The organism is Terrabacter sp. BE26, from assembly GCF_041941675.1.
Taxonomy (GTDB): Bacteria; Actinomycetota; Actinomycetes; order Actinomycetales; family Dermatophilaceae; genus Terrabacter.
Map to the genome: position 1 here is coordinate 781967 of NZ_CP090122.1, position 12656 is coordinate 794622.

At 72.4% G+C, this 12656-nt stretch carries 11 protein-coding genes and 1 pseudogene; 4 read left to right on the forward strand and 8 right to left on the reverse strand.

The genetic code is table 11. The features are described from left to right. The first annotated feature begins 1 nt into the window (after position 1). Positions 2-1543: an aminopeptidase P family protein gene (locus tag LQK93_RS03640; RefSeq protein WP_374970213.1), complete on the forward strand. Its 1542-nt coding sequence runs from the start codon at positions 2-4 to the stop codon at positions 1541-1543. 94 nt (positions 1544-1637) lie between these two features. Here the strand turns inward: LQK93_RS03640 and LQK93_RS03645 are convergent, their stop codons facing one another. Then, positions 1638-2273: a general stress protein gene (locus LQK93_RS03645; protein WP_374970214.1), complete on the reverse strand. Its 636-nt coding sequence runs from the start codon at positions 2271-2273 to the stop codon at positions 1638-1640. Between the two features lie 40 nt (positions 2274-2313). Continuing rightward, a complete protein-coding gene (locus LQK93_RS03650) occupies positions 2314-3513 on the reverse strand; it encodes an acyl-CoA dehydrogenase family protein (RefSeq protein ID WP_374970215.1) in 1200 nt (399 codons plus the stop codon). Positions 3514-3816: 303 nt separating this feature from the next. On the opposite strand from LQK93_RS03650, the gene LQK93_RS03655 reads away from it, so the two are divergent. Beyond that, entirely contained in the window at positions 3817-4725 is a 909-nt protein-coding gene (locus LQK93_RS03655) for a serine protein kinase RIO (RefSeq protein WP_374970216.1), read from the forward strand. A gap of 488 nt (positions 4726-5213) precedes the next feature. Here LQK93_RS03655 and LQK93_RS03660 read toward each other — a convergent pair. The 4 genes and pseudogenes from LQK93_RS03660 to LQK93_RS03675 form a co-directional block, all read right to left on the reverse strand. Beyond that, positions 5214-5477 (reverse strand): annotated as a pseudogene (locus tag LQK93_RS03660) (nitroreductase family protein); the annotation flags it as partial. 84 nt (positions 5478-5561) lie between these two features. Further along, on the reverse strand, positions 5562-6971 hold the full coding sequence (proS, locus tag LQK93_RS03665; RefSeq protein ID WP_374970217.1) for a proline--tRNA ligase: 1410 nt from the start codon (positions 6969-6971) through the stop codon (positions 5562-5564). 52 nt (positions 6972-7023) lie between these two features. Continuing rightward, complete coding sequence (locus LQK93_RS03670; protein WP_374970218.1) at positions 7024-7911, reverse strand: hypothetical protein; 888 nt, start codon at positions 7909-7911, stop codon at positions 7024-7026. 59 nt (positions 7912-7970) lie between these two features. Beyond that, a complete protein-coding gene (locus tag LQK93_RS03675) occupies positions 7971-8846 on the reverse strand; it encodes a GNAT family N-acetyltransferase (RefSeq protein ID WP_374971444.1) in 876 nt (291 codons plus the stop codon). 210 nt (positions 8847-9056) lie between these two features. Here LQK93_RS03675 and LQK93_RS03680 point away from each other — a divergent pair, with 210 nt between their 5' ends. Further along, positions 9057-9854 (forward strand): alpha/beta hydrolase-fold protein, encoded by a 798-nt coding sequence (locus LQK93_RS03680; RefSeq protein ID WP_374970219.1) that lies wholly within the window; start codon positions 9057-9059, stop codon positions 9852-9854. Positions 9855-9980: 126 nt separating this feature from the next. Here LQK93_RS03680 and LQK93_RS03685 read toward each other — a convergent pair whose 3' ends face one another. Together LQK93_RS03685 and LQK93_RS03690 are read right to left on the reverse strand one after the other, a co-directional pair. Then, a complete protein-coding gene (locus LQK93_RS03685) occupies positions 9981-10859 on the reverse strand; it encodes an HpcH/HpaI aldolase/citrate lyase family protein (protein ID WP_374970220.1) in 879 nt (292 codons plus the stop codon). Between the two features lie 4 nt (positions 10860-10863). Further along, a complete protein-coding gene (locus tag LQK93_RS03690; RefSeq protein WP_374970221.1) occupies positions 10864-11937 on the reverse strand; it encodes an HpcH/HpaI aldolase/citrate lyase family protein in 1074 nt (357 codons plus the stop codon). 89 nt (positions 11938-12026) lie between these two features. Between LQK93_RS03690 and LQK93_RS03695 the strand changes: the two genes are divergently transcribed. Then, a complete protein-coding gene (locus LQK93_RS03695) occupies positions 12027-12650 on the forward strand; it encodes a hypothetical protein (RefSeq protein ID WP_374970222.1) in 624 nt (207 codons plus the stop codon). Positions 12651-12656: the final 6 nt, after the last annotated feature.

The window sequence follows — 12656 nt, forward strand, 5'->3', positions numbered from 1 at the left end:
GATGAGTGAAGAGCAGAAGACGTCGCCGGGCCGCAAGCGCCCGACGACCGACGAGTTCCGCGCGTTCGTGGCCAGCGGCTGGGCGCCCCGCGGCACCGGGGTGACCCCTCGCGCCGAGGTGGCCGACCACGCCGCCCGGCGCCGTGAGGCCGTGAGCGCCGCCTTCCCCGGCGAGCGGCTCGTCATCCCGGCCGGTGGGCTCAAGGTCCGCAGCAACGACACCGACTACGTCTTCCGGCCGCACAGCGCCTTCGCCCACCTCACCGGGCTCGGCAGCGACCGCGAGCCCGACGCGGTCCTCGTCCTCGAGCCCAACCGGACCCCCGGCGGCCAGAGCACCCACGGGCACGAGGCGATCCTCTACTTCCGCCCGCTGGCCGACCGCGACACCGAGGAGTTCTTCGGCGACTCCCGCTACGGCGAGTTCTGGGTCGGTGCCCGGCCGACCCTCGCCGACATCGAGTCCGAGCTCGGTGTCACCGCCCGTCACATCGACGAGTTCGCCGGCGCCGTCGCCAAGGACGCCGGCCACGTCACGATCCGGGTCGTCCGCGACGCGGACGCCGAGGTCGCCGCGCTCATCGACCAGGCCCGGGCTGCCGCCTCGGAGACGCAGGAGGCCATCGAGGCCGAGACGCGGGTCGAGGTCCAGCGCGGGGCCGACGAGGAGCTGGCTGCCTTCCTGTCCAGGCTGCGCTTCGTCAAGGACGAGTGGGAGGTCGAGCAGATGCGCGATGCCGTCGCCGGCACCCACAAGGGCTTCGACGCCGTCATCGCCGACCTGCCCGAGGCCGTCCGGCGGGGCCGCGGTGAGCGCTGGGTCGAGGGCGTCTTCGGCCTGCACGCCCGGCACCACGGCAACGGCGTCGGCTACGACTCCATCTGCGCGAGCGGCGACCACGCCAACACGCTGCACTGGATCAAGAACACCGGCGAGATCCGCGAGGGTGACCTGCTGCTGCTCGACGCCGGCGTCGAGGTCGACTCGCTCTTCACCGCGGACATCACCCGCACGCTGCCCGTCAGCGGCACCTTCACCGACGTCCAGCGCACGATCTACGACGCAGTGTATGCCGCCCAGGAGGCCGGGATCGCCGCCTGCCGGCCGGGCAACAGGTTCAGCGACGTGCACGCCGCCGCCATCCGCGTGATCGCCGAGCACCTGCACGCGTGGGGCCTGCTGCCCGAGGGCGTCGACGTCGAGGGCACCCTCGACGCCGAGCACGGGCAGTACCACCGCCGGTGGATGGTGCACGGCACGAGCCACCACCTCGGCATCGACGTGCACGACTGCGCGCTCGCCACGCGTGAGGAGTACAACGACGCCGAGCTGCGTCCCGGCATGATCCTCACGGTCGAGCCGGGCCTCTACTTCAAGGCCGACGACGAGCTCGTCCCCGCAGAGTTCCGTGGCAACGGCGTTCGCATCGAGGACGACATCCTCATCACCGAGGACGGCCATGAGAACCTCTCGGCCGCGATGCCGCGCAGCGCCTCCGAGGTCGAGCAGTGGATCGCGGGCATCTGGGCTGCCAGGGCCTGAGGCCGGTCTGGGCCACCCCGCAACCCCACCGGGACGCCACCAACCCCCGACGGTCGTGACCGTCGGGGGTTGGTGCGTTCTCGGTGGGTCGCGGTCAGCCGGCGGCCGGTCCTGAGGGCGGGTCGCTCGGCGGCCCCGACGACGGCGGGGCTGACGGGGGCGTGGCCATCGGTGGCGCGCCGGGGTGCACGCCCGCGCCGAGACCGGAGCCGAGGCCGGACCCAAGCCCGGACCCGAGCCCGGCCTGGGCGAGGATCTCGCGCGCCTGCTGGGCGAACCTGTGCTCGCAGAACACCTCGTAGCGGGTCGCCACCACCTGGCTCACCGACGAGAAGTCGCGGGCGCCACGGGTGAACGCGTAGCCGACGACCGACCAGATGAGCCCGAACAGGGCGCCGTAGAGGGAGGTCAGGAGCAGCAGCGACAGCGGGTCGGAGGGTCGGGAGAAGAGCGAGAGGATCAGGCCCACGAAGAGCCCGAGCCACACACCGGAGAGCAGCCCACCGACCGACACCCGGCCCCAGGTCAGGCGGGCGGTCACCCGCTCCATCTGCTTGAGGTCGGTGCCGACGATGAGGCAGTTCTCGACCGGGAAGTGGTTGTCGGACAGGGTGTCGACGGCCTTCTGCGCGTCGACGTACTGCTCGAAGACCCCCAGCGACATGGGGTACTCGAGCGAGAGCGTCGCGAATCCCTGGCGTCCCCCCGGACCCTTCGGTTGCAGGCTCATGACTCCATCCTCGCATCCCGCTGCAGGACGCGCGGGGGCCTCAGGACCGGAGCTTGTAGTCCTCCACGAGCCGACGCCCGATGATCATCCGCTGGATGTCGGCGGTGCCCTCGCCGATGAGGAGCATGGGCGCCTCTCGGTAGAGCCGCTCGATCTCGTACTCCTTCGAGTAGCCGTAGCCGCCGTGGATGCGGAAGCTGTCCTCGACGACCTGCGAGCAGTACTCGGAGGCAAGGTACTTCGCCATGCCGGCCTCGAGGTCGTTGCGCTGGCCCGAGTCCTTCTTCCGAGCGGCCTTGACCATCATCTCGTGGGCGGCCTCGACCTTGACGGCCATGTCGGCGAGGCGGAAGAGCACGGCCTGGTGGTCGACGATCTTCTTGCCGAAGGTCTCCCGCTGCTGCGCGTAGGAGACGCCGAGCTCGAAGGCCCTTCGCGCGACACCGCATCCGCGGGCGGCGACGTTGACGCGCCCCACCTCGACGCCGTCCATCATCTGGTAGAAGCCCTTGCCCGGCTCGCCGCCGAGGACCTGGGCGTCGGTGGTGCGGTGCCCGTCGAGGATGAGCTCGGTCGTGTCGACGCCCTTGTAGCCCATCTTGTCGATCTTGCCCGGCACGGTGATCCCCTGCGCGGTCTCGCCGAAGCCCGGCTCCTTCTCGACGAGGAAGGTCGTCATGTTGCGGTAGACCGAGTCGGCGCCGGTGTCGGTCTTGACGAGGACCGCGACGAGGTTCGCCGAGCCGCCGTTGGTCAGCCACATCTTCTGGCCGTTGATGGTCCAGTCGCCGTCGTCTCCCTTGACCGCCTTGGTCTTGATCGCCGAGACGTCGGAGCCGCAGCCCGGCTCGCTCATCGAGAAGGCCCCGCGGACCTCACCGGTGGCCATCCTCGGCAGGTAGCGCTGCTTCTGCTCCTCGGTGCCGTGCTGGAGCAGCAGGTAGGCGACGATGAAGTGGGTGTTGATGATGCCGCTGACGCTCATCCAGCCGCGGGCGATCTCCTCGACGCAGAGGGCGTAGGTCAGCAGCGACTCCCCCAGGCCGCCGTACTCCTCCGGGATCATCAGGCCGAAGATCCCCATCTCCTTCATGCCCTCGACGATCTCCGTCGGGTACTCGTCCCGGTGCTCGAGCTCGGTCGCGACGGGCAGGATCTGCTCGTCGACGAACTCGCGGACGAGCTTGACCAGCTCGGTCTGCTCCTCGGTGAGGCCGTCGGTCTGCTGCAGTCGGGACATGCTCGGATCGCCACCTTGCGTCTGGTCTCGGGTCGACTTCGACCGAGTATGCCGTCGCGCCGGGTGGGCGGTCACCGGCGCAGGCTGTGAGGGTCGACACCTGTGTCGTCGGTCACCGGCAGCGGGTGGTGGTGACGAGTGGACCACCGACCCGGATAAATGCGTTGCGCGATCCAGCGTAGGTGCGCGACCCTCGGTGTCGACCGCGACGGTGGACGACCGGCGCACCGGACCCAAGGAGGGTGACATGTCGATGACGGCCTCGGGCATGCCTGCCCACGTTTCTTCTTCCTTGGAGTTCTCTTGTCATTCAACGCTTTTCACGAAGACGACCTCGAGGTCTTCGACGCCCCGCTGACCGACCGGCGCGCCTCCGACCTCGACCCCGAGCAGTACGCGGTCGACACGGACCCCGACGGCCCTCCGGAGGGCGATCGGTGGTCCAGCTGGGACGGGGCGACCCACGGTCCCAAGCCGAGACCGGACTGGGTCATCACCGACCTGGGCGCGGTGGAGACCGACCTCGGCATCCTCAAGACCGGCAAGGAGGCCGACGTCCACCTGGTGCGCCGGTGGGTCCCCGGCTCACCCGACCGGGACGTGCTCATGGCCGGGAAGCGCTACCGGTCGAGCAAGCACCGCATGTTCCACCGCGACGCGGGCTACCTCGAGGGGCGGCGCGTGCGGAAGTCGCGCGAGACGCGGGCCATCCGGACCCGGACCTCGTTCGGCAAGGAGCTGATCAGCGGCCTCTGGGCCTTCGCCGAGTTCGAGACGCTGGTCCGCCTGTGGGACGAGGGGCTGCCGGTGCCCTACCCGGTGCAGATGTCCGACGACGAGATGCTGATGGAGTTCATCGGCACCTCCGACGGGCTGGCCGCCCCACGTCTCGCGCAGGTGCGCCCCGACCCTGCGCTGCTGCCCGGCCTCTTCGAGCAGCTGCGCGAGGCGATGCTGCGGCTGGCCGAGCTCGGTTGGGCGCACGGGGACCTGTCGCCGTACAACGTGCTGCTGGACGGCGAGGGCGAGCAGGCCCGGCTCGTCCTCATCGACTGGCCGCAGGTGGTCGACGTCATCGGCAACCCGCACGGACCGGAGTTCCTCGAACGCGACACACGCAACATGTGTGACTGGTTCACTCGACGTGGGTACTCCGTGGACGAAGGCCTGCTCTTCGGGGACCTCATGGCGGCGGCGACGTCGCGCTGGTGAGGGCGCCGAGGCGCCGGGGACGAGATGGAGGCCGCCCGTTCGTGGGGTGACCTCCATCCGCCCCGGCCTCGGGCCGGGGCCTGGCCGTCAGTGGTCGGTGAGGAAGTCGGCCGTGTGGCCGAACTTGCCCGAGTGCACGAACGCCTCGAGCGGCAGTCGCGAGCGCGGCAGGCGGGCCCGGGTGCGCACCCACTCCGGCACCTCGGCGTCGTCGTCGGGACCGCCGGGCAGCCCCAGGGCGATGCCCGTGGTGACGGCCCAGTGCGGGGCACCGCGAACCGCTCGGTGGCGGCCCGGTGGTCGAAGCCGCCGAACTGGCGCACCTGCAGGCCCATGGACCGGGCCTGCACGGTGATGTGGGCGACCGCCTGCCCGAGGTCGAACATCGCGTAGTCGCTGTAGGCGATCTCGTGGTCCTCGTCGGTCGCCACCTGGTGCAGCGTCAGGATGATCGCCGACGCCGAGGGCGCCCATGCCTGGTTGGCCGAGGACAGGGCCTCGACCATCGCGGCGTGCGTGTCGTCACCGCGCAGGCCCACGAGGAAGCCCCAGGGCTGGGAGTTGCCGGCCGACGGGGACCAGCGCGCCGCCTCGAGGATGGCCCGCAGCTCCTCGGGCCGCAGCTCGTGGGCGCGGTGGTAGACCATGACGCTCTCGCGGTCGCGCAGCAGCGGGGTGAGGGTCTCCGGCTGCGCCGGGGTCACCAAGGGCGCATGCCGTCCGGTCACCTTCGTCGTCGCCTCGTCAGTCATGCTGCCTCAACCGTCGTCACGCACCACTCAACGATCCCGGACGCACGGCTCTTCCCCACGGGTCTGTGGGCGCCACCACGTCGGTCAGTACGCGCGTGCCACGACGGCCAGCACCCCGTCGGCCGACTCCGACTCGGGCACCGACCCGTCGGGCATCGTCAGGCACCGCACGGTCACGGACGACTCAGCCAGCCGGGCCTCCCCCACCGGCCCCAGCGTCGCCCACGGGATCGTGGCCCACCCGGTGCGGGCCGCCTCGGCGGCGTCCTCGAGCGACTCGACCGCGGAGGTGTTGGCGTCCCGGTGGGCCAGCGCGGCGGCATACAGCGCCTCGTGGTCCTCATCGAGCGCCTCGCAGACGGTGTCGACGACCGCCCCCAGCGGCACCGCGGACTTGCCGCCGGCGATCCGACGGGCGAGGGTGACGGCGCCGTCCGCGAGGTCGCGGGGACCGACCTCCACCCGCACCGGGATGCCCTTGAGCTCGGCGTCGACGGCGCGCCGCCCGAAAGGCGTGTCGACGCGCGCGTCCAGCTCGGCACGCACCCCGCGGGCCAGGAGGTCGGAGAGGAGCTGGCGAGCCGCCGCCACGACGCCCTCGCCGTCCTTGACGACCATCACGAGCGCCTGGACCGGTGCCAGCCGAGGCGGCACGCGCAGCCCCTGGTCGTCGCCGTGGCCCATGATGAGGCCGCCGAGCATGCGCGTCGAGGTGCCCCACGACGTGGTCCAGCACATCTCCTGGCGCCCGTGCTCGGAGAGGTAGGTGATGTCGAACGCCTTGGCGAAGTTCTGCCCCAGCTCGTGGCTCGTGCCCATCTGCAGGGCCTTGCCGTCACGCATCATCGCTTCCAGCGCAAGGGTGTTCGTCGCGCCGGCGAAGCGCTCGCGTGCCGTCTTGCGACCGAGCACCACCGGCAGGGCCAGCATCTCGCGCATGAAGGCGGCATAGACCTCCTCGTGGATCCGCTTCGCGTACGCCCGCGCGTCCTTCTCGGTGGCGTGGGCCGTGTGCCCCTCCTGCCACAGGAACTCGCTGGTGCGCAGGAAGATCCGCGGCCGCAGCTCCCAGCGCACGACGTTGGCCCACTGGTTGAGGAGCAGCGGCAGGTCGCGGTAGCTCTGCGTCCACTTCGCGAGGTACTCCCCGATGACCGTCTCGGACGTCGGGCGCACGACGACCTTCTCCTCGAGCTCCTTGCCGCCCGCGTGCGTCACGACGGCGAGCTCCGGGCTGAAGCCCTCGACGTGCTCGGCCTCGCGCGTGAGGTACGACTCGGGGATGAAGAGCGGGAAGTAGGCGTTGCGTGCCCCGGCCTCCTTGATGCGCCGGTCCATGTCGGCCTGCATGCGCTCCCAGATGGCGTAGCCGTACGGTCGGATGACCATGGTGCCGCGCACCGGCCCGTTGTCGGCCAGCTCCGCCTTCGCGACGACGTCCTGGTACCAGCGGGGGAAGTCCTCGGACTGAGGGGTCAGCACGGTCTGGGGCATGCGCCCGATCCTACGGTCGGTGCGCAGCATGACCCTCGGGGTTTTCCGAACGTCAACCGCGCTGCATCGTGGCGACGAGGAAGGCCTGCCACGCCTCGCGGGAGTCCGCGAGCTCGCCGGGTCCACCGACCCGCTCGAGTATGCGTGTCGTGGCGTCGCGGGTCACGTCGTCGAAGTCGCCGGAGGTCTCGACCTCGGTCCGCCCCCAGACGTGGCGGCACATGGCCTGGACCGCCTGCACCTGCGCGCGGGACCGGCGGATCAGCCGGGGCCGCTCGGGGCCGAACCGTCCGACGTCGACGTGGATGTGGTTCGCGTGCGCCGCGTCGAAGAGGTAGGTCAGCACGTCGGCGAACTCGTGGTGCAGCCCCGCGGCGGTGCGCCAGTAGAGCGCGAGCCGCCGGCGCAGCTCGGTCGCCGGAGCATCGCGCCACAGGTCGTGGCGCAGCGACGTGAGGTCACGACCGCCGGCCCGCAGGCGCGCGATGTCGATCGCCTCACCGGAGCTGTGCCACGACGTCGGCGATGCCCGGACCCAGGCACCGTAGGACCGGATCTCGTCGGGCACCTGACCGACGTGGCGCCGGTGCAGGGTGAGCCACCGGTCGAGCCGGGCGCCGAACGGCTCGGTCACGTAGTAGGTGGCGGGGCGCCCGGTCACCTCGTACGCGTGGGTTGCGGCGCCGACCTTCCGCCTCGCCGTGAGAGCGGTGCGGTCCACCGGCCGCGGCTCGATGCGCAGCTCCGGTGGGGCCGGTTCCGCGAAGCCGGCCGACCGCAAGAGGTTCGGGAGATCGGGTCCGCGCGACACGGCATACGCCCCGGCGGCGGCGACGGCGCCTGCCCCGCCGAGCAGCAGCCCGCGGCGGGTGGGGCCGGGCGACCCTTGCCTCCGTCGTCCGGCGTGCTCGGCGCTCCCCGCCCCGGCGTCCGGTGTCATGACTGCTCCAACGCGTCAGGCGACCTCAGGTTTCCCGCCTGGTTGCCCGGCGCGCGCCGTCAGCCTGCGCCGGGCTCGCCGCGCTCGGCGCGGTGCAGGTCGGGCACGTCCGGTAGGCGACGGTAGCCGGCCGACGCGTAGGTGGCGACGGCCCCGACGTTTGCGGCCTGCGTGCAGACAACCGCACTGGAGGAGCCCATCTCCCGCAGCGCCGAGGCCGCGGCGCACGAGACCGCCCGGCCGTAGCCGCGCCCACGGTGGTCCGGGTGCACGCCCACGGGCTCGAGCAGTCCCGGTCTCCCCGGACCGGCGGACCAGACCGTCGCGGCCGCCACCGGCCTCCCCTCGTCGTCGAAGGCGAGGAGGCAGCGGGCGTCCGCGTAGGGCGACCCGGCAGCCATCGCGTGCCAGCGCTCCTCGGTGAAGGTCGACCGCTCGAAGGCGGCGCGCTGGACCGCCGTCCGTGCGCCCGCCTGCCGGGGACCGACCGTCGCCACCCGGACCCCGCTGTCCTCCACCGGCTCGGCCAGGTCGCGCTCGAGGGGCGTCCACGCCTCACCGGCAACCCACCCGTCGTCCAGCAGCACCTGCCGCACGACCCCGCCGCACCGGGCCTCCACGTCGAGGCTCCCCTGCTGCAGGACGCCGCGGTCCGGGTCCCCCACGTCGTCGAGGAGCTGACGTGCCAGCTCCTCGTCGTCCTGCGCCCCGGGCGCGACGGCGAGCCGCAGCACGCTGGGGCTGTCGAGCATGCCGACCGCCACCATCTGCCCGTCGCGGCTCCAGGTGCGCAGCGCCGCTGCGAGCGTGTCCGCCCCGAACCTCCAGTGCCAGCCGAGGTCGCCGGGGTGCAGCTGCACGGGCGCACCAGGGAACTGCCACGCCCGCATCGCCTCCACGACGCCGTCCAGCTCCCGTACTCCGGGCTCACCCATGACGATCACGCCGTCATCCAACACCCGCGGCGGTCCGTGGCGCAGGTGGGTTTTCCGGGGCGAGCGGGGCCACGGGGCTCAGCGGAGCCGCCCCACCGCGCACGGCGGCCAGCAGCGCCGACCCGACGCGCTCCGGCGCCGTGCGGGCTCACCGCCCCCCCGTGAGCGCGGCTCCCCGAACGCACGGGCATGGGGGCCTAGCCTCCCGGCATGACCGCCCGCCCGCTCCCCCGACGGCGGTCGGTCCTGCGGGGCGCCTTGGGGGTCGGCGCGGGTGCCGTGGCGGCACGCCTCGTGACGGGGCGCGGCCGCGACCCTGCCGGCGCGGTGCTCGCCGATGGGGTGCTGAACACGCGGCACGGCCTCGACAGGCCGCGATGGAGGCTGGCCGTCCCTGAAGGCCGGTCCGCGCGGGGGCTGGTGGTCGCCCTCCACGGGTTCGGCGGTGACGCCGACTCGGCCTTCGACCTCGGCTACGGCGATGCCGTGGCGTCCACCGGCCTGGCCCTCGCGTCCATAGACGGAGGTGACGGCTACTGGCACCGGCGCTCCGACGGCACCGACAGCGGTGCGATGGTGCGCGAGGAGCTCATCCCGTTGGTGCTCCGCCGGGCGGGCCTGCCGGCGACGTCGAGGGTGGGCCTGCTCGGCTGGTCGATGGGCGGGTTCGGCGCGCTGCTGCTCACGAGCGACCTGGGACCGCGGCGGGTGGCGGGGGTCGTGGCCGCGAGCGCTGCGCTCTGGCGCACCGGTGCCGAGACGCCGGCGGTCGCCTTCGACGGGAGGGCCGACTTCGACCGGCACTCGATCTTCGACCGCGTCGACCGGCTTGACACCCTTCCCGTCAGGCTCGACTGCGGCCTCTCCGACCCCTTCGTCGCAGCCAACCGGGCGCTCGCCGGCCGGCTCGCGCGGGTCGAGACGCACTTCGAGCCCGGCGACCACGAGGACCCGTGGTGGGCCGCGCACGCATCGGCCGAGATGGCGTGGTTGTCAGGCCGCGCGTGACCCACCCTCCTGCGCCGGCGCTGCCGGGGTCCCGCCGTAGGTTGCCGTCACCGCGCGGACGAGCTTCGGCCACGACCTGCGTGATGCCGCCGGCACACTCGTCTTCTCGGCGAGGTGGTGAGCCCGTCAGCGCAGAGCGGCGATGGCCTCGGCCGTGGCCAGCACCTTCCGGGCGGAGTCGACGTGGAGGTTCTCGATGAGCCGGCCGTCGAGGGTGGCGACGCCGCGGCCCTGCGCCTGTGCGGCCTCGAAGGCCTCGATGACGGCGCGCGCCTGCTCCACCTGCGCGGCGCTCGGCGCGAAGACCTCGTTGCACGGCTCGACCTGGCCGGGATGGATGAGGGTCTTGCCGTCGAAGCCGAGCTCGCGCCCCTGGCGTGCCTCCGCGAGGAAGCCCCCGGCGTCCTTGACGTCGTTGTAGACGCCGTCGACCACGGAGACGCCGGCCGCGCGTGCGGCGAGGACGGCGAGCTGCAGGGACGTCTGGATCGCTGCCCGCCCCGGCGCGAAGGTGGCCCCGAGCTCCTTGTAGAGGTCGTTCGTGCCGAGCACGAGGCAGGCCAGCCGGTCCGAGGCGCGCGCGATCTCCTCGGCGTGGAGCACCGCCACCGGCGTCTCGACCATGGCCCAGAGGCGGGTGCGCTCCGGCGCCCCCGCAGCATCCATGGCCTCCACGAGCGCCCGCACCTCGTCGGCCGAGCCGACCTTCGGCACGACGATGGCGTCGGGGCCGGCGGCAGCCGCCGCGGCGAGGTCGGCGTCGTGCCACTGCGACCCGAGCCCGTTGACCCGGATCGTCAGCTCGCGCCGGCCGTACTCGCCGGACCGCACTGCTGCACAGGCCTTCTCGCGGGCTGCCTCCTTCGCCTCCGGCGCGACCGCGTCCTCGAGGTCGAGGATCAGCGCGTCGACGGGCAGCGTCTTCGCCTTCTCGAGCGCCCGCTCGTTGGAGCTCGGCATGTAGAGCACCGAGCGGCGCGGGCGGTATGCCGTCTGCTCCGTCATCGGGTCAGCCCTCCTTCGTGGCGGGCGCGGCGGCATACAGGTCCGCGAGCGCGGGGTCGGTCTTCGAGAGGCGCTCGGCGAGCTCGACGATGACGAGGCACTGCTTGAGGCTCGCGTCGTCCTCCATCTTGCCGTCGAGCATCACCGCGCCGGTGCCGTCTCCCATGGCGGCGACGACGCGGCGCGCGTGCGCAACGTCCTCGGCCGACGGGCTGAAGACGCGCTTGGCGATCTCGATCTGCACCGGGTGCAGCGACCACGTGCCGACGCAGCCGAGGAGGAAGGCGTTGCGGAACTGGTCCTCGCAGGCGACGACGTCCTCGATGTCGCCGAACGGGCCGTAGTAGGGGTAGATCCCGTGCATCGCGCAGGCGTCGACCATGCGGGCGATCGTGTAGTGCCAGAGGTCCTGCTGGGCCGTGGCGCGCTGCCCGCGGATGTCGCCGTCGACGGGGTCGGTGCGCACGAGGTAGCCGGGGTGGCCGCCCCCGACGCGGGTCGTCTTCATGCGGCGGTCGGCTGCGAGGTCGGCAGGACCCAGGGACAGGCCCTGCATGCGCGGCGAGGCGCCGCAGATCTCCTCGACGTTGACCATCCCGCGAGCCGTCTCGAGGATCGCGTGGACCAGGATCGGGCGGGTCAGGCCAGCCTTGGCCTCGAGCTGGGCGAGCAGGCGGTCGACGTAGTGGATGTCCTCGGCGCCCTGCACCTTGGGCACCATCACGACGTCGAGCTTGTCGCCGATCTCGGTGACGAGGGTCGTCAGGTCGTCGAGCGCCCACGGGCTGTCGAGGGCGTTGACGCGCGTCCAGAGCTGGGTGTTCTCGCCGAAGTCGGTGGCCTTCGCGATCTCGACGAGCCCGGCCCGCGCCGCCTCCTTGCGGTCGGCCTTGACGGCGTCCTCGAGGTTGCCGAGGAGGACGTCGACGGTCCCGACCATGCCCGGCACCTTGGCGGCCATCTTGGGATTGCTCGGGTCGAAGAAGTGGATCACCCGGGACGGGCGGGCCGGCACCTGCGTCAGGGGCGTCGGCGCCCCCACCGCGAGCGGGCGGAAGAAGTCCTTGGCGCTGCGCATGCGCGCCAACGTAGCAACGGCCCGACGGGCTGCGTTATGACGACAGTCACGCCTGCCGTGGATGAGGGCGGTATCACTATGGTGGCTTTGTGACCGAGGCGACCGACCCGCAGCAGTCGAAGGCGAGCGCCCTGCTGGCCGAGGCGATGACGAAGTCGGGCCTGCTCTGGATCGACGTCGCCGACGACCGCACGTGGCCGGCCTGGCACGTCTGGGACGAGGGCGCCGCGCTCGTCGTCAGCGGCCCCGGTGAGCAGCCCCTGCCGTGGCTGCCGGCCGAGGTGCGCCTCATCCTGCGCAGCAAGGACACCGGCGGGCGGCTGCTGACGGTCCGCGCGCACAGCTACGTCCTCGAACCAGGTTCTCCTCAGTGGGAGCGCGCCGCGGAGCTGCTGCGGGCCTCCCGGCTCAACGCCGTCGATGACTGCGTCACCCGCTGGGCCGCGCAGTGCACGATCACCGCCCTCGTGCCCTTCGACAGCCCCCTGGAGTCCCCGGGTGCGTATGCCGCCGACGACCACCGCCGGGCGCCGGCCCGCACCGCCGCCACCACCACCTCGTGGCGGCCCTGGCACCTCGGCGGGCGCGGCGAGGAGCGGGTCGCGCGCAAGCGGGTGCGCGCCGAGGCGAAGGCCGCTCGCAAGGCTGCCAAGGAGCGCGCGAAGCTGCGCAAGAAGCGCCAGCGCCGTGGCGGACGTCTGCGTGGACTCTGACCCCAT